Source organism: Agrobacterium sp. CFBP 3001 (assembly GCF_027871605.1).
Classification (GTDB): Bacteria; Pseudomonadota; Alphaproteobacteria; order Rhizobiales; family Rhizobiaceae; genus Agrobacterium; species Agrobacterium leguminum.
Genome location: NZ_JAQAHD010000033.1, coordinates 1 through 15707, shown reverse-complemented (window position 1 = coordinate 15707; position 15707 = coordinate 1). Strand labels below are relative to the sequence as shown.

At 57.0% G+C, this 15707-nt stretch carries 18 protein-coding genes; 14 read left to right on the top strand and 4 right to left on the bottom strand.

Annotated features, from left to right (window positions below; genetic code table 11):
• Nucleotide 1: 1 nt before the first annotated feature.
• Nucleotides 2–289: a HigA family addiction module antitoxin gene (locus PH605_RS23885; protein ID WP_142846527.1), complete on the bottom strand. Its 288-nt coding sequence runs from the start codon at nucleotides 287–289 to the stop codon at nucleotides 2–4.
• A 181-nt stretch (nucleotides 290–470) separates the two neighbouring features.
• Here PH605_RS23885 and PH605_RS23880 point away from each other — a divergent pair, with 181 nt between their 5' ends.
• The 4 genes from PH605_RS23880 to PH605_RS23865 all read left to right on the top strand — a co-directional run bounded on the left by PH605_RS23880 (nucleotide 471) and on the right by PH605_RS23865 (nucleotide 3559).
• The gene (locus tag PH605_RS23880; protein WP_109858658.1) at nucleotides 471–812 is read left to right on the top strand and encodes a hypothetical protein; all 342 of its coding nucleotides are present in this window, start codon (nucleotides 471–473) and stop codon (nucleotides 810–812) included.
• Between the two features lie 11 nt (nucleotides 813–823).
• Nucleotides 824–1318: a hypothetical protein gene (locus tag PH605_RS23875; protein ID WP_237680971.1), complete on the top strand. Its 495-nt coding sequence runs from the start codon at nucleotides 824–826 to the stop codon at nucleotides 1316–1318.
• Nucleotides 1315–2271 (top strand): tyrosine-type recombinase/integrase, encoded by a 957-nt coding sequence (locus PH605_RS23870; protein ID WP_109858657.1) that lies wholly within the window; start codon nucleotides 1315–1317, stop codon nucleotides 2269–2271. Before PH605_RS23875 ends, PH605_RS23870 begins: the two co-directional genes overlap by 4 nt.
• Before the next feature lie 149 nt (nucleotides 2272–2420).
• A protein-coding gene (locus tag PH605_RS23865; protein ID WP_162856882.1) for an IS3 family transposase occupies nucleotides 2421–3559 on the top strand; the annotation gives its coding sequence in 2 pieces (ribosomal slippage) (nucleotides 2421–2679 and nucleotides 2679–3559; 1140 coding nt in all).
• 318 nt (nucleotides 3560–3877) lie between these two features.
• On the opposite strand, the gene PH605_RS23860 is transcribed toward PH605_RS23865, so the two are convergent.
• Nucleotides 3878–4843: a LysR family transcriptional regulator gene (locus PH605_RS23860; RefSeq protein WP_109858656.1), complete on the bottom strand. Its 966-nt coding sequence runs from the start codon at nucleotides 4841–4843 to the stop codon at nucleotides 3878–3880.
• A 167-nt stretch (nucleotides 4844–5010) separates the two neighbouring features.
• On the opposite strand from PH605_RS23860, the gene PH605_RS23855 reads away from it, so the two are divergent.
• Genes PH605_RS23855 through PH605_RS23840 form a run of 4 tightly spaced genes read left to right on the top strand, consistent with a single transcriptional unit; the run spans nucleotide 5011 to nucleotide 7930 of the window.
• Complete coding sequence (locus PH605_RS23855; RefSeq protein WP_161988016.1) at nucleotides 5011–5976, top strand: alpha/beta hydrolase; 966 nt, start codon at nucleotides 5011–5013, stop codon at nucleotides 5974–5976.
• Between the two features lie 2 nt (nucleotides 5977–5978).
• Entirely contained in the window at nucleotides 5979–6479 is a 501-nt protein-coding gene (locus PH605_RS23850; RefSeq protein WP_142846518.1) for an ester cyclase, read from the top strand.
• 20 nt (nucleotides 6480–6499) lie between these two features.
• Complete coding sequence (locus PH605_RS23845; protein ID WP_158008787.1) at nucleotides 6500–7060, top strand: O-methyltransferase; 561 nt, start codon at nucleotides 6500–6502, stop codon at nucleotides 7058–7060.
• Entirely contained in the window at nucleotides 7061–7930 is an 870-nt protein-coding gene (locus tag PH605_RS23840; protein WP_047637021.1) for an NmrA family NAD(P)-binding protein, read from the top strand. It begins immediately after the preceding gene.
• Nucleotides 7931–8189: 259 nt separating this feature from the next.
• Here the strand turns inward: PH605_RS23840 and PH605_RS23835 are convergent, their stop codons facing one another.
• The gene (locus PH605_RS23835; RefSeq protein ID WP_142846519.1) at nucleotides 8190–9389 is read right to left on the bottom strand and encodes an XRE family transcriptional regulator; all 1200 of its coding nucleotides are present in this window, start codon (nucleotides 9387–9389) and stop codon (nucleotides 8190–8192) included.
• Between the two features lie 31 nt (nucleotides 9390–9420).
• Nucleotides 9421–10221 carry a hypothetical protein gene (locus tag PH605_RS23830; protein ID WP_142846520.1) on the bottom strand — a complete coding sequence of 267 codons (801 nt, stop codon included), beginning with the start codon at nucleotides 10219–10221 and terminating at the stop codon, nucleotides 9421–9423.
• A 377-nt stretch (nucleotides 10222–10598) separates the two neighbouring features.
• Between PH605_RS23830 and PH605_RS23825 the strand changes: the two genes are divergently transcribed.
• From PH605_RS23825 to PH605_RS23800, 6 genes are all read left to right on the top strand, one after another.
• On the top strand, nucleotides 10599–10805 hold the full coding sequence (locus PH605_RS23825; RefSeq protein ID WP_097143348.1) for a hypothetical protein: 207 nt from the start codon (nucleotides 10599–10601) through the stop codon (nucleotides 10803–10805).
• Nucleotides 10802–11377, top strand: a complete 576-nt coding sequence (locus tag PH605_RS23820; protein ID WP_137136510.1) for a hypothetical protein — start codon at nucleotides 10802–10804, stop codon at nucleotides 11375–11377. Before PH605_RS23825 ends, PH605_RS23820 begins: the two co-directional genes overlap by 4 nt.
• Before the next feature lie 58 nt (nucleotides 11378–11435).
• Nucleotides 11436–13505, top strand: a complete 2070-nt coding sequence (locus PH605_RS23815; protein ID WP_142846521.1) for a ParB/RepB/Spo0J family partition protein — start codon at nucleotides 11436–11438, stop codon at nucleotides 13503–13505.
• A 254-nt stretch (nucleotides 13506–13759) separates the two neighbouring features.
• Nucleotides 13760–14002 carry a hypothetical protein gene (locus PH605_RS23810; RefSeq protein WP_136543779.1) on the top strand — a complete coding sequence of 81 codons (243 nt, stop codon included), beginning with the start codon at nucleotides 13760–13762 and terminating at the stop codon, nucleotides 14000–14002.
• Nucleotides 14003–14196: 194 nt separating this feature from the next.
• Nucleotides 14197–14907 carry a helix-turn-helix domain-containing protein gene (locus tag PH605_RS23805; protein ID WP_142846522.1) on the top strand — a complete coding sequence of 237 codons (711 nt, stop codon included), beginning with the start codon at nucleotides 14197–14199 and terminating at the stop codon, nucleotides 14905–14907.
• Between the two features lie 280 nt (nucleotides 14908–15187).
• A partial coding sequence (locus PH605_RS23800) for a ParA family protein (RefSeq protein WP_271040163.1) occupies nucleotides 15188–15707 on the top strand: 520 nt, incomplete at its 3' end.

Sequence of the window (15707 nt, the reverse complement as noted above, 5' to 3'; positions counted from 1 at the left end):
CCTATACTCCACCTTCCGCGGTTGAAGCACGGAAAGGCTCAACCCTGATTTCACCTGTCCGACGCATGACCTCTGCCAACTCATGATCGAGTTGCCGCACCAACCATTCACGGGCTGGTCGCCCGAAAGCTTTCTCTAAACGGAGAGCCATCTCTGGCGAGATGCCCGAACGCCCGTTAAGCAAATTGCTGAGCGTCTGCCGATCCACGCCCAAGACTCGCGCAGCTTCGGTTACGCTCAAGTTATGCTTATCAAGGCAATCTTTTCGGACGAGAGACCCTGGGTGCATTGGCTTAAGAATCCGCGCGACTTCCACCGTAGGTAGCCATATATTGATAATCGACACTCGACAAGAACCTGCGGGCTAGACCACCCTTTTCGGACAGTCATAGCTCTCATTGTGTCAGACCATTGCAGCCCACCATATATATGATAATGTTCTTTATCATATATATGGGAGAGAGGTCGGAATGGCGATCACAGCGAAAGACGTGCAGCAGCTCAACGAATATGCAAAAGGTGTCATGGACAGAGCCGAGCATCATGCCGGCAACGTCAAGGGATCGGCGCTAACCGTGCTCGGTGGTATCATCTGGCGGGCTGATGCGGATTCGATCCGGATACGCCAATACGCCGGTTCGCCAGCTAATATGCTCTGGATCAAGGTGAACGGCAAAGACTACGCCTTCCGCTATGACCATGCTTCGGAGCAGATCGAAATACGAGACGGCTCCCAAAACGGAACGATCCTTCACGCCATCGACGACGCAGTTCCTATTACCGCGATCGAGATCATTATGCGCGGCCTTTGAAAAGCGGTGCGATGATGACGGATTTTTCCAATAAGAAAGATGCTGAGATCGATCAGTGGATCGCGAACTTTGAAAAGCGCGGCCAGACCGATGCTGGGCTTTACTATGAACTCCTTGAGGAGCGCGGCCGCCGCTCCGGAAAACGGCAGGGGCTTGATCTTGAGAAATCGCTCTCCGCTCTTAAGCAGGCGGCAATTTCAGGGATCTGCATCACCTATGGCGACCTGGCAAAAGCAAGCGGCGTCGAGTGGAGCAAGGCGCGGCATCAAATGAACGGAAAACATGGTCATCTGGATCGGCTTTTGGAAATCTGCCATGCGCGACAATTACCATTGCTGACTGCGATCTGCGTCAACCAAAGCGGCTTGCAGGATGGCGAGCTGGAGAAAAATGCCCTTTCCGGTTTTGCCGAAGGTTCGCGGCGGATCGGTCGCTCCTTTGCGGACGAACTGGCATTTCATCATGCCTGCCGCGAGGAGTGCTGGACTTGGGGCCGGGCGCAATGAGCTTCGTCATTACATCCGACGCGGAGATATTGCCGGCCGCAATTGCGAAAAGCGCAGAGCGGGTACGCATGCGGTTCCTTGAGTTCTTCACCGCCCGGATTCGTAATCAGAATACCCGCCGATCGTACCTCAAAGCTGCTTCGGAATTTCTAAGCTGGTGCGATGCGCGAGGCGCTCGCTCTCTCGACACGATCACTCCTATTCATGTTGCCAGCTGGGTCGAGGAAATGACGCTCATGCATTCGGCGCCGACCGTCAAACAAAGGTTGGCGGCGGTGCGGCACCTGTTCGACTGGCTCGTCACGGGACAGGCTATGGCGTCCAATCCCGCCCATTCTGTACGCGGCCCGAAGCACTCCCGTAAACGCGGCAAGACCCCTGCCCTATCGGCCGAGGAAGCCCGCGAGCTCCTAGACAGCATTTCCACTGAAACACTAATCGGCAAGCGTGATCGCGCACTGATAGGGCTCATGACCTACACCTTCGCCCGCATTGGTGCCGCGACGAGCATGGAGGTGCGCGACGTATTCAGCCAGAACCGCCGGTTATGGGTTCGATTGCACGAGAAAGGTGGCAAGCAGGTCGAGCTTCCCTGTCATCACTCGCTTGAAGCCTTCCTGGACGACTTTATCGAGGCGGCCGGCCTGCAGGGGACACCCCGAGCGCCCTTGTTTCAGACAATTAGGCGCGGCACTGATAAGTTTTCCGGTAATCCCCTACCCCAAGCCAATGCGTATGCAATGATCCAGCGTCGTGCGGTCGCGGCAGGTATCAGCACGGCCGTGTGCAATCACACCTTTCGGGCGACGGGTATTACCGCTTATCTGAAAAATGGTGGAACGCTGGAAAAGGCAGCCAATATTGCCAATCACTCATCCACCCGAACCACGCAGCTTTATGATCGCCGCAGTGATGACGTAAGCTTGGATGAAGTAGAGCGGATTTTGATTTAAGACGCTCATTTTTGGGTTGGTTTGGGGCGTGACTAAGAGCAATCATGATGTACCGACGCTTCGCCAGAACTGGCTCGGGAAATCTGCACAGGGAGGATAAGTGGAATTTCTGCCTGACTTCGGCTTAGATGCCGGGAACAGGAGAGACCATGACAAGACGACCGCGCCGGAACCACAGCCCGTCTTTCAAGGCAAAGGTGGCGCTCGCCGCCATCCGGGGTGAGCAGACGCTAGTGGAATTGTCCCAGCAGTTCGATGTGCATGCCAACCAGATCAAACAGTGGAAAGACCAGCTCCTTGAGGGGGCGACGGGTGTGTTCGGCGATGAAACGAAGGCGGAGCCAACGGGTCCGACCGTCGATGTCAAAACGCTGCACGCGAAGATCGGCGAACTGACACTGGAGAATGATTTTTTATCCGGTGCGCTCGGCAAAGCGGGATTGCTGGGCGGAAAGAAATGATCGACCGCGAGCACAAGCTATCCGTCGTGCGCCAGGCGAAGCTTCTCGGCTTCAGCCGTGGCAGCGTCTACTATTCTCCTCGTCCAGTGTCCGACGGCGATCTGGTCTTGATGCGGCGGATCGACGAACTGCACCTCGACTACCCGTTTGCCGGAAGTCGGATGTTGCAAGGGCTCTTGAGAGGAGAAGGGTTGGAGACCGGGCGGCTACACGTCGCCACGCTGATGAAGAAGATGGGCATCGAGGCGATCTACCGTCGCCCGAACACCTCCAAACCAGCGCCTGGTCACAAAATCTATCCCTACCTCCTGCGCAAGCTGGCGGTCACCCGACCCAACCAGGTCTGGGCCATGGACATCAGCTACATTCCCATGGCGCGGGGATTTGTCTATCTCTGCGCCGTCGTGGACTGGTTCAGCCGGAAGGTCTTGTCGTGGCGGCTGTCGATCACGATGGAAGCATCCTTCTGCATCGAAGCGGTCGAGGAGGCGCTGGCTCGCTATGGCAAACCCGACATATTCAATACCGACCAAGGATCGCAGTTCACCTCGATGGACTTCACGGCGGTGCTGAAGAAGGCGGAAATCGCCATCTCGATGGATGGCAAGGGGGCGTGGCGGGACAACGTGTTCGTCGAACGGCTCTGGCGTTCCATTAAATACGAGGAAGTCTACCTCCACGCCTATAAGACCGTGTCTGAGGCCCGCGTCGGCATTGGCCGATATCTGACTTTTTACAATAGCCGACGTCCACATTCCTCCCTTGACCGGCAGACGCCGGATCAGGCCTACTTCAACGCGCTGGCACCAATGACGGTGGCGGCATAATCGAGGCGGAAATCCACTTAGCAAAACGCCCAAAACTGTTCAGACAAACCGAACCACCTCTGCCTTCTCGACAACTATCGGCGCGAGCTGAAGTCCGAGGCGCACGAATATAGCTAATCCGAGGTAACTTCAGAAATTTCGGTCAGCGATAGAAAATGCCCGCCGCCGCCCCTCTATGTGGAGGCTTTCTGAAAACCTTGTCGGCCGATATGGGAAATCGCTGCGGAAGACGGCTTCGTTTTGGATGATGGGAAGTTGGATCTCACTCAGCCCCTCCAAGCGCATGTGTCAAGATGCGGGGCGAACGGCGCTTGCTACTTAACTGCGTGAGATTGCAATAAGCTGCTGACGAAGCCAAAGGGATCCCGCATCGCTTTGCGTTCTTGCGTGCCAGAGCATCTGATAGCCAAAGCCTTCGATTTCGAGCGGTGGCCGGAAGCTGATTAACCGGTGGGCTGATGCCAGCTCACGGGCTGCTCTTTCGGGAAACGTGAGGACGAAATCGGTTTTGGCAGCAATCACCGCTGCGGTTGCAAAATAAGGCAGCCACATGGCTATCCGGCGGGTTCGTCCGAGTGCAGCGAGCCGATCGTCCATTTCGCCTGTGCGGCCGCCAAAAACGCTGACGAGAATGTGCGGGTAGTCAAGAAAAGCATCGAGATCCAATCGGCCGTTGTTGAGGCGATCTTTAAGCGAATGACCTTCTCGCACGAACGAAATATAAGTTTCCTCAAAAAGCCTCGCCCGCTGCAAATCGTCGGGCACCGGTTCATCGCTATAGAGAACGATATCCACATCGCCGTTGGAGGCCCGACGGAATGCCTCTTGCGAGAACGGCAGCACTTCAATGCCGGCGTTGGGCGCTTCTGCGGCAAACACAGCAGCTAGCGACGGCAAGAGTGCGATGGCGCCATAGTCAGTGGTGGCGATGCGAAAGATGCGATCGCTCGTTTTGGCAGAAAACTCCTGCGCGCCGAGCAGGTCGTCGATATCATGCAGTAATTTGGTAATCGAGTCCGCCAAGGCTTCCGCCCTCGGCGTCGCAAGTACCCCTCCTGCGCCCTTTATGAATAATTGATCCTCGAAAACGATACGAAGCCGGCCGATGGCTCGGCTAACTGCCGGCTGGCTCATGTTGAGCTTTTGGGCGGCAAGAGTGACGTTCCGCGTCTGCAGAACTGCCCGCAAAACGATGAGCAAGTTGAGGTCAAGACGACGTAATTCGCTTAATGACATAGTATATATCCGCATCATGCATTGGACAAATAATTCAATCTTCTCCATTTTTTTGTCGAGTGTTTCAAGCGGAAAAGTGAGGCCGCATGGCAGATGATAGCACCCATAACGCCATGCGGCGGAGACTCTTGCAGGCGATGGCGGCTTTGCCTGTCGCGGCCTCGGGACCCCTTGCCCTCTTTCCGGTAAAAGCGAGAGCAGAAGGATCTTCGAGCATGACAAGCATTGCTTCCATGGCGTCCAGCGCGGGCGTCTACCAAACCGAGCGCGTCAGTTTTGAAAGCGCCGGAGTACCGCTGATTGGTCTCCTGTTTACGCCGACAGCCACGCAATCTCGAATGCCCGGCGTCGTTGTCGTTGGGCCATTCGGGTTCGTCAAAGAGCAATCGCCAATGGAATATGCGACGAGACTTGCCCGCGACGGCTTTGCCACGCTAATTTTTGATCCCCGTTTCGGCGGCGAAAGCGGTGGAGAACCTCGCCGTTATGAGAGTCCCACGGCAAAAATCGCGGACATCAAGGCCGCGATCTCTTTTCTCGCAGCACGCCCGGAAATTCTCAAGGATGGAATCTTCGCGCTCGGAATCTGCCAAGGATCCTCGGAGATGATCGCAGCAGTGTCGGACGATGCCAGGATCAAAGCTCTAGCGACCGTTTCTGGCCAGTATCTCTACAGAGAGAATCTGGAAGGGTTCTTTGGCGGCGGCGGGCCGACACTTGACGAGCGCATCGCCCGTGGTCAGGCTGCGAAGGATAAATTCGAGGCAAATGGCGAGATCGACTACACGCCGGTGGTGAGTGTAGACGACAAGAGCGTGGGTCTACCGTGGCCCGAGATTCATAATTGGTATCATCCTTGGACGACGTCGAAGTGGGGCGAACCCAGTCGCTGGGAAAATCGCTACACCACCATGAGCGACGCCGAGGTATGGACCTTCGATGTCGATGCCTATGCCGTCAAACTGCAGTTGCCGACGCTGATGGTCCACGGCGAACGATCAGACGGCTTTGTCGTAGCGGTACAGCACGTGTTCGATAATGTGCCGGCCAAAGACAAAAAACTCGTCATCCTCGAAGGGGTGTTTCACACCCGATTCTACGACGATCCGCTGGTAATCGAACCAACTGCGGCCGAAGTCGCGAAATGGTTCAAGTCCAATGCCAAGTCTGAGCGAGGTTGATTATGCGCAGGATTTCTATTGTGTGGGCGGTTTTTGCCTTCATCGTTGCGCCTGCTCACGCGGCCGAATTCTGTCAGAAACCGGGGACGCCGTTGGAGAACATCACCTTGGTGAAGGGCTTTTATGAAGCCTTCAACATTCCTTCGAAACCGATGCTCGATAGGGTTCTCGCAGATGATTGGGTTGATATACCGCTGGCGTCGGGCCAAGGGCCAGGCCGCGACGGTATGAAAGCTGCGCTCGACGGGTTCCTCGCATCCTTCCCGGATTTCCACGTCAAGAATGAAGACTTTATCGCCGATGGCGACAAGGTTGTCGTTCGGTCGACCATCACCGCAACGCAGCATGGTGTCTTCGCCGGTGTCCCCGCAACGGGGAAAGCCCTCAAAATCATGGCGATTGACATACACAAAATCTGCAACGGTCGGGTCTTACAGACTTGGCACGTCGAAGATTGGCTTAGCGCCCTATTCCAGATTGGCGCGATGCCGCCGAAATTGTAACCAGACTAGTGGACGAGCCATTGGACCCCTACCAGAATATTCTCGATGCGACGGCGCGACACCGAAGTCATCATCATTGCAAGGCGTATCCTTTTGGAGACGGTGCCTCGCTGGGCGTCCTGGCAGCAGCCGCTGCCGCGCACCGGATCGTTGAATGCGGAACAGCACTTGGATACACCGCGTGCTGGCTCGCGAGAGGAAGCGCGGCGGCGCGCATCGATACAATCGATTTCGACGAGCAGCATGTTCGGTTGGCTCGCGAGAATATTGTCGCTGCCGGCTTCGGCGATCGGGTCACCGTGCACCATGGAGCCTTTGAGGATGTCCTGCCGCGTCTCGCCTCTGGGTATGACATTGCTTTCTTCGATGGTTTTGCTCCCTCACTTCAGGATTTGGACTTACTGGCTTCGTTGCTCCGCATCGGCGGAATTTTGATCAGCGCTAATCTTGGGCTTAGCGGCCGCGAAACTGCTGCGTATCGTGAGATGATCTGCGACCCTGAAAATTGGATGACGAGTTTGATGGCAGAGGGCGGACGAACTGCTGTCAGCGTCAAACTCAGGACTGGAAAGGGACCGTAGATGTACGTGATCACAGGGGCTAATGGACAGACCGGTTCCGCAGCAGTGCGTCATTTACTCAAAAAAGGCGCCCCAGTTAAAGCAATCGTGCGCAAGCCAGAGCAAGTGGCGCGTTGGACCGAAGCTGGCGCCGAGGTTGCTGTCGTCGATCTACTTGACACAGATGCGCTCGCTGAGGTGTTCCGTGGTGCAAATGGCGTCTATCTAATGAACCCACCCGCATACGGCGAATTGGACATCTTTGCGTACTCTGCGCGGGTACACGCATCGCTAATCGCTGCAGCTGAGAATGCTGCCATATCACATGTGGTTGCATTGTCATCGGTGGGTGCTCAGCACACCGATGGCACGGGCAATATCAAGACGACCCACGATCTGGAGCGTCGGCTAGCGCGATCCAAAGTCCCGGCTACAATCGTGCGCGCCGCGAATTTTATGGAGAATTGGAGTTGGTCGCTTAAGCGTGTTGCCTCGGAGGGGATTCTTACATCGATGTTCTCGCCTGTTTCGAGGCGCCTGCCAATGGTTTCCGTTGCGGACATTGGGAGAGTTGCAGGTGAACAGCTGCTGGCCAGTACTGAAGCGCCGCCGCTGATCGAACTTCATGGACCGACGGATTATTCGCCCAACGACGCCGCCGCCGGCCTTAGCGAGTTCGTCGGTCGTCCAGTCCAGGCCGTTGTAGTGCCAACTAATCAATGGGACGCCATCTTCAGCGAGACAGGGTTCTCACCGAACGCGGTTGAGGCCTTCTGTGAAATGTATCGCGGCTTTAACAACGGCCACGTCGCGTTTGAGGGCCGTGGCGTTACAATTCGGGGTGAGACGACACTTTTGGATGCGATACGCAACCTGCTAGATCGTAGCTAGGTGTCTCCAGAGGGGTATATTGCCATCAGGCGCAAAGCCTTAAACAAGGGACATCAGAGCTTTAATGCTTTCTCGTTTGCTGCTGCCAAGACGAAGCGCACTGTACAGACGATCGAGGGTTGCTTGACATGATTGAAATCGATTTAAAACCTGTTTTCAGAGGATCGACGCCGTCATTGGGGGCGCCTTTCGGCAACATTTCAGCTATGCAAGTCTTTGTTGAGAGCGTCAATTTTCCCGCGAATATCACGACGCAAACCTATCCCTTCCGCGATGGGAACGGCAAAATCGTTGATGCTTCACCGCTGGTGCGATCTGTCACAGCTTCGCGAAGCTTCAGCCCAATGACTTCTGCATTTCTTGAGAACCATCCTGGGGGCAGCGCGGTAAGGTTTTCGATGTCGCCGGCCTTCATGGTGAATTCTACGCTTAGCAGGTCGGATTTGCTGCGTACGGCCGAATCCACGATCAGTTGCAGGGCGTTGGCAAGAACCGTCGGCTCCGAAATCGGCCAGTTCTTATCCAGAGGCTCTTCCCGGCTCCATCCCTTGGCCGAATACAGTTTGTAAAGTGATGTGGCATGATCTGAGGGTATGATATCCAAATCCGACAGGCGCCGGATCTGCGCTTTTACCGAAACCCGCCAGCGCTCCTTCAGGGACAGCAGAGACGCAAGGGACGCGCTCTTTACCTCATAGGAATATGTCGTTGCGGGCATCAGGAATGCGCTTGCAAACCGAAACGCCTGGCGCTCGATCTCCTTGAGATCCTTCTTCAGCTCTTCCTCGGTAACGTGGCGATGCAGGATTGCATGACCGAGTTCGTGCGCGGCATCCATCTGCCGGCGCGGGAACGACATCTTGTCCGTCGATAGCAAAATATGCGGCCGATTGCCTCCTTGAGCCCAGCTGCAAAGGCCATCTAGCTTTGAAGTCCCCATCTCAATGGAGCCGACAATACATCCGACGCGCTCAAGCAGCGGCATCATGTCGATGCAGGGGCCATCACCGACGCTCCAATGCGTGCGCAGGTCAGAGGCGATCTGCTCGATATCCTCGTCGCGGAGCTGCTTATAGGATGCGCCCTGCAATACGTCCGGAATATCGACCTCCGGGAAATCCACATAATGCTCGACGATGCTGCTGATTTCCTGCAGCCAGTGCATCTGGGATTCCTGGTAATTTAGATCTTTCACCAAGGTCGATGCCAAGGTGCGGTAAAACAGAGGCCGGTCGCTGTTGGCGACCGGTCTAAGAAAAAACTCTCTGCGAACGTGAAGGTGAGCCGCCAACTCGGCTAAGGCATCGGCATCAGGGGCGCTGGTCCCGTCCTCCCAGCGGGTAACGGTGCTGGGGTTGACGCTGATCAGGGTAGCCAATGCCTTCTTGCTTAAAATTCGCCGTGCTGCTCTCGCCTCGATCAATCTTTCAGGGACGAACCCCGGAGTTCCTACACGCATGCATTTCCTTCCCCGGCTTCATCAGCACGGGTCACTTCGTATCTCGGTCGTTGTCGTTGTCGCTATCAGGCTTCTCTGGGGGTACAAACGGTTTGATCGTCTTTTTCAAGCTGATGATCGGTGTTTTCGCCCCAGTACCAGACGACGGCGCCGGAGCGATTACCGGCTCATCGGCATAACCTTCAAGGTATTTGTCGAGTGGCTCGTAGAAAAGATATTGCTCATAGGCCGCGTCGATAACACCGATGGCGAATTCGCTGATCTTTCCGCCCCGCTCACGGTCACGAGCGACAAGGAACAACACAAAAATGTCGCCGATCTTCGGCCCTGTTCCATCAAGGTCGAGGCGCGGGGAAAGGTAGTAGTTGAGCGTTACGCCAGCCTTGCGCGACACGTTTTTGACGGGCAGCGCTTTCGGCTCCGGCATTGCTGCAAGACCGAAGATGATCCCCTGCCCATTCACCTCAAACCGCATGAAAGGCTGGAAGATCTTCAAATCGGTGAGCGGAATGATGCCATTTTCGAGCAGTTTGCCACCGTGAAGTTCACAGGTTTCCCGAAACGCCTTCTCCATCATGCGAAAACGGGCATGCCCCTCCAGCTCTCGGCTTGGCTTGGGGTCGAGGCCAGCGTGGTCGCGTACCATCGTGAACGCCTTGAGTGCGGAAGCGCTCAGCCGGTCTTCCAGGTCTAGGAAGAGATTCTTGAACAAGGCCGGCGGGAACCGTCTTTTGATATAGTGCTCCACAGTGCGCTCCACATCGAATTGCAAAATACAGGATTTATATATTGAAAAATTGCGTAAAGAGCAAGTGGGCAGAATGATCTTCAATTTGGCATCCCTGAAAAACTCATGGGCCCGTCTCTCCGTGACCAGGCTCTATTCCGCCGCGGCTGTGCCGCAGCTCCACGGAACCCCGTTCCGGGTTTCCGCCGACAAGCGGTAACGATCCTTCGTGCTACCGGCATGCTTGCCGGGAGATGACGCGCGATTGCGCGAGTTCGTTTGTCTGATGGGGGAACCGAGGGCCTTGCCCTTCTCGCCCCCAAAATAGCCTTCCGCCCAGCTTCCTCCACTGCGCTTGCGCTGCGTTCCGTGCAGCCGGTTCCCCGCGAAGGCTATTTTCCCCCTCCATCCCACCGCTCGCGCGGCCCCGGGAAGCAGGACGAGGTCCTGCTTCGCAGTCCAAGGAAAGAAAGGACAAGGGAATGTGCGAACCTACTTTCGAGGAATGGTTTTTCAGCTTTGCGGGCGAACTGGCCCGGCTCAGCGGTGAGCTGCCGGATTTTGATGCCGCCTATGACCGGTATTTCCCGGCCTATGAGAACGGCATTTGCGGCGGCACATGCGCCCGTCAGGTCGCCGGGATCGGCTCGGCCGCCGTCTATGCCGACGAATGGGAGGACGCCGAATGATGCGTTTCGCCCCCTCACGCGATTTCTATATCCCGAAAGGCTCCGTGAAGATCGCCGACAAGGCGGGTGACGGCCTTGTTTACATATACACCAGCGCCAAGGGCAGACCCGCCGCCATCGCCTTCCACGGCAAGGCCGCAAAGCCCGATTGGCACCACAGCTTTGCCAGCGCCGAGGCTCGCGAACGCAAGATCAGGGAGCATTTCGAAGGGCGGCGGCGCTGGGCCGAATGGAAACAGGAACGCCGCGACGAGCGCAAGAAGCCCCATGGTTTCGAAGTCGGCCACGTTCTCTACGCCTCATGGGGCTACGAGCAGACCAATATCGACTTCTATCAGGTGACCAAGATCATCGGCGCTCACATGGTTGAGGTTTGCGCCGTCAGCCAGATTTCCGCCGACAAGGGCGATGAGCCGTGGATGACCGGCAAGGTCGTTCCCCACCTCGACGCCTTCACCGGCAAGCCCATGCGTCGCCGTGTCAACGGACGCTCCAAATCCGTGCGCATCGACAATGTGCGAACTGCCTTCCTCTGGGATGGACGCCCCATCAACTGGACCGGCTACGCCTGACGGCCGCTCCCCTCCCCCACTGACATTTTCCGATTACATCAACATGAGGACCACTCCCATGAACGCTATCACTGTATCCGAAACCGCCGTTGAAGCCGTCGCCGCCGAGATCGAGGACAACGCCCCCGGCATCACCTATCTGTCATCGGACGCCAAGGAAATTCCGCTTTCCCGCCTTGTTCCAAGCCCTGCCAACGTTCGGCGCTTCAATGCCGCCGTCAATGTTGGGGAACTGGCTGACAGCATCGAGGCGCATGGCCTGATCCAGAACCTCACTGTCCGGAAGGCGAAGCGCGGCAACAAATACGAGGTCGTCGCCGGTTCGCGCCGCCTTGCCGCCCTCACCCTTCTGGTCAAGGAAGGCCGACTGGACAAGAGCACGCTCATCACCTGCAACATTCGTTCCGGTGACGACAGCGACACCGAGATTTCCCTTGCCGAGAACACGCAGCGCGAGGCCATGCACATCGTGGATGAGATTCTGGCCTATCGCCAGCTTGTCGAGGACGGCATGACCCCGGAAAGCATTGCCGCCCGGTTCGGCCAATCCGTCGCCACCGTGCGCCAGAGGCTCAAGCTCGCCAATCTCTCCCCGCGCATCCTCGACGAGCTGCGCGAGGATAAAATCCGCATCGATCAGGCCAAGGCGCTGGCGATCAGTGACGACCACGCCGCGCAGGATCGGGCATGGTTCGAAACGCAATCATGGAACCGCGACCCCTATTCACTCCGTGTCATGCTGACCCGCGATCATGTCCGCAGCACCGACAAGCTCGCCTTGTTCGTCGGGATCGAGGCTTACGAGGCCGCCGGCGGTGCGATCATGCGCGATCTGTTTGCCGAGGCCGACACCACGTTCCTGACGGATCGCGCTCTTTTGGTGACGCTAGCGAACAGACAGCTTGAACAGGAGGCCGATACCCTCAAAATCAAGGGGTGGAAATGGGTGGACGCAGGACTCGAGGCTTCAGCCATCCACAATGGCGGTTTCGCCCGTATCCTCCCCAAGGACAACGTTCCGACCAAGGTCGAACAGTCCGAGCTTTCCACCTTGGCCGAGCGTTTCGATGAGATTGCGGGCCGCATCGAGGACTATGCCGAAGGCGATCCGGCAATTGATGCCGACGAGGCCGAGCTTGCGGAGATTGAAAGCCGCATGGACGCAATCCGCAGCGCTGCCAAGGTCTACGATACCGGGGAAAAGGCGCTGGCCGGATGCATCGTAACCATTGGCAATGGTGGAACCCTGCGGATCGAGCAGGGGCTTGTCCGGCCTGACGATCTGGCGGCGCTGCGTTGCTTGCGTAATCCGCAGTCCGCAGAGCAGGCCGAGGAGGTCACAGAGAGCGGCGAAGCCGCCAGCGCCGGGAACATCCATGGCCTTGCCGCTGGTCATGGTGATGACGATGGCGAGGCAGAGCAGGCAGTGACCTATTCGGCGGCGCTCATTGAGGAGTTGACCGCGATCCGCACCGCCGCCATGCGCAACGAGCTGGTGACGCGCCCGAACCTCGCCCTTGCCGTCATGCTCTACCCCTTGGTCCTGAAAACCTTCCTGACCGGGAACGGCTATTGGCGAGTTGGTGCAGCCATTGAGATCACCGGCCAGTTCAAGGATCTGGCCCCGTCGATCAAGGAGCCGGAGGCGTGCGCGGCGCTGACCGAATGGACCCGCATTCACGAGACATGGGGCTACAAGCTCCCCGGCGATCCCGGTGACCTGTGGGAATGGCTGCTGGAACAGCCACCGCATGAGCTTCTGGAACTTCTGGCCGTCGTCACCGCCGCCAATATCAATGCCGTCGAGGCCAAGCACGATCACGACCGCGACCGCCTCGCCCATGCCGATCAACTGGCCGCTGCCCTGAAACTCGACATGAACAGCCATTGGGAGGCGCAGGCTCCGTTCCTGTCCCGGCTGTCCAAAGCTCAGATTGCCGAAGTCATGGAGGATGCCGATTGCGGGAAAGCCGCGATCAAGGCGGCGGCCAAGGCCCCGAAAGCCGAGGCCGTGGCGCTGGCGGAAAACGCCCTTGCCGGAAAGGCATGGCTCCCCGGCCCGCTGCGCTCGAACGTTGATGATGAACAGCAGAACCAGGACGGCCAGCAGGCTATGGCTGCTGGGTAGTCATAAGCGGGAATGTAGCCCATTTGTCTCAAAAAAGAATGGAACCCGGCGCTTGCGTCGGGTTTCTGCAAGAAAAAAGATAGCAGATTGTAATCTGTTTATAAGCAAAATATGGGTCGCGTGAGCTGGTTCAAGCCGGGATCGACTCGGCCCAAACCAGTTGAGAGGCGCCCGCGCCCCGCCTCTCAAACTCTCCCCCACCCTTCCCTTTTTGAGTGAGCGACTGCTAAAGGCCACCACTGCAGATTTGCACCTTGCAGAATCAGTCCGAATCGCAGTTTCTTGTAACGATGAGCACAGCGAAACCAGTCAGAGAAAAAGTGGCGGCCCATCGCCAGCGTTTGCGTGATGCGGGGCGGATCTATGTCAACACCGATCTTCCTGCAGACTTGGTGGACTGTCTTGATAAGATCAAGGCAGAACGCGGGCTGGCATCGCGGGCTCAGGTGTTTGAATTAGCTTTAAAGGCATTTGTCGAAAATGAAATGAGGGCATAACGAAAAAACCCCTCGCCGCTGGTAACGGCTAGGGGTTTTCGGTCAGTTACGACATCGGCTTTTGAGGCCTCTCAATCTAGTCCTCAAGATAGTCGAGTGTTCAAGAACCTGCAAGAGGTGTCTCTTGTCGGAACGATGAATCTTTGTCCGCTGTCCACAGTCGTGCCCGCCTGAAAAAGGAGGCGGAAAAGACCATGTTTGAACAGATTGGGGCGGTGCTCGAAAGAGCACCAGCCGAGCGGGAACGCACACCCGTTCGGCGGCAGAGCCGTGCGCGCGGCCGATGCGAGGGTGTCTTCTGGCGACGGACCAACCGACAGGACGTGCGCACGATCGTGCTGGCGGCACGACGCTATGAATTGGCAGGCCGGCAACCTGGTGCTCGCAATGGACCCTTGGGAGGCGTGGCGATCGAGCTGCTGGAGCTGTTTGCCAATCTCGTTGATTTCCGTACCGGTCGGCTGGAGCCGTCGATCGACACGCTCATGCTGAAGCTCAGGCGCTCGCGTGACGCGATCGTGAGGGCGTTGAAGAACCTGCGTGCCCATGGCTTCCTCGACTGGCTGCGGCGCTATCAGCCGACAGGCAACGAGGGGCGCGGCCCCCAAGTCCAGCAAACCAGCAATGCCTATCGCATGTCCCTGCCAGATCGTGCGCGGCAGCTCCTCGGACGTTGGGGTGTGGCCCCTCCGCTTCCAGACGATCATGTTCAGGCCGAAGCAGAACGCGCCGCTGACATCGAGGCGCATCGGGTATCGCTCGATATTGAAGCCCGAACCCTGTTCGATGTTGGCGATAATCCGTTGGGCCAGGCGCTTGCTCGCCTTGGAAAGGCAATCAATCTACGTGAGTCCGTCAGACAGACTGAATCCTTGTCTGATTCTATAAATAATAGAAAAGAATAAGCGGACGTCGCCGTTCGGACCTCTTGCGAGGTCCTGCGACGGTTCCGGCCCGCGCTTATTGCGAGCCGGCTCGGCACCTGTAGCATCAAACAACGCAGCTTCACACCTGCGGCAAATGTCCTATGGCTTTTGAAAAAGAGAGGAGGAAAAATTGGGTGCAAAATAGTTTAGCAGCTTGTAAGCTTCTAGCTTTTTATTGTCTGATATTAAGCTGCATGTAAATTGTTTATAAATACAAAGCTGCTAGCTTTCAGCTAATTAGCAGATTTGGAGATGCGTCATGCCAGTCATTTCATTCGTGTCGAGCAAAGGCGGGGTCGGCAAAACAACGTCTGCCGTCGTGCTCGCCGGCGAGTTCGCTGCGGCCGGACGCAAGGTGGTCCTGATCGACGCCGACCCCAACCGCCCGCTTGAAGCCTGGGCGCGCCTGAAGAGCACGCCGGACACCGTGCGGCTTATGATCGATGATTCCGCTGAGACCATCATCGATACCATTGAAGAGGCTCGGGCAAATGCTGATTTTGTCATCGTCGACCTGGAAGGCACGGCGACCGACCGAATTGGTTTTGCGATTGCCCGCTCGGATCTCGTTTTAATCCCGCTCCAAAGCTCTGTGCTCGATGCATCGGAGGCCGCTAAGTCCGTAAAGCTGGTTCACCAGATGCGGAAGGTCGCCAACCGCGATATTCCTTACAGGGTGTTCTTTACACGCGTCCCGCCAGCTATTCGCGAGCGGACCGCTCGCGACATCGATCGACAGTTTTCCGACGCGGCAATACCGGTCTTGCCTGCAACTCTGG

Bases quoted from the DNA above. Each gene is read 5' to 3' on its own strand.
- PH605_RS23885 (WP_142846527.1), bottom strand. From the start codon at position 289: ATGCACCCAGGGTCTCTCGTCCGAAAAGATTGCCTTGATAAGCATAAC.
- PH605_RS23880 (WP_109858658.1), top strand. From the start codon at position 471: ATGGCGATCACAGCGAAAGACGTGCAGCAGCTCAACGAATATGCAAAA.
- PH605_RS23875 (WP_237680971.1), top strand. From the start codon at position 824: ATGATGACGGATTTTTCCAATAAGAAAGATGCTGAGATCGATCAGTGG.
- PH605_RS23870 (WP_109858657.1), top strand. From the start codon at position 1,315: ATGAGCTTCGTCATTACATCCGACGCGGAGATATTGCCGGCCGCAATT.
- PH605_RS23860 (WP_109858656.1), bottom strand. From the start codon at position 4,843: ATGGAGAAGATTGAATTATTTGTCCAATGCATGATGCGGATATATACT.
- PH605_RS23855 (WP_161988016.1), top strand. From the start codon at position 5,011: ATGACAAGCATTGCTTCCATGGCGTCCAGCGCGGGCGTCTACCAAACC.
- PH605_RS23850 (WP_142846518.1), top strand. From the start codon at position 5,979: ATGCGCAGGATTTCTATTGTGTGGGCGGTTTTTGCCTTCATCGTTGCG.
- PH605_RS23840 (WP_047637021.1), top strand. From the start codon at position 7,061: ATGTACGTGATCACAGGGGCTAATGGACAGACCGGTTCCGCAGCAGTG.
- PH605_RS23835 (WP_142846519.1), bottom strand. From the start codon at position 9,389: ATGCGTGTAGGAACTCCGGGGTTCGTCCCTGAAAGATTGATCGAGGCG.
- PH605_RS23825 (WP_097143348.1), top strand. From the start codon at position 10,599: ATGTGCGAACCTACTTTCGAGGAATGGTTTTTCAGCTTTGCGGGCGAA.
- PH605_RS23820 (WP_137136510.1), top strand. From the start codon at position 10,802: ATGATGCGTTTCGCCCCCTCACGCGATTTCTATATCCCGAAAGGCTCC.
- PH605_RS23815 (WP_142846521.1), top strand. From the start codon at position 11,436: ATGAACGCTATCACTGTATCCGAAACCGCCGTTGAAGCCGTCGCCGCC.
- PH605_RS23805 (WP_142846522.1), top strand. From the start codon at position 14,197: ATGTTTGAACAGATTGGGGCGGTGCTCGAAAGAGCACCAGCCGAGCGG.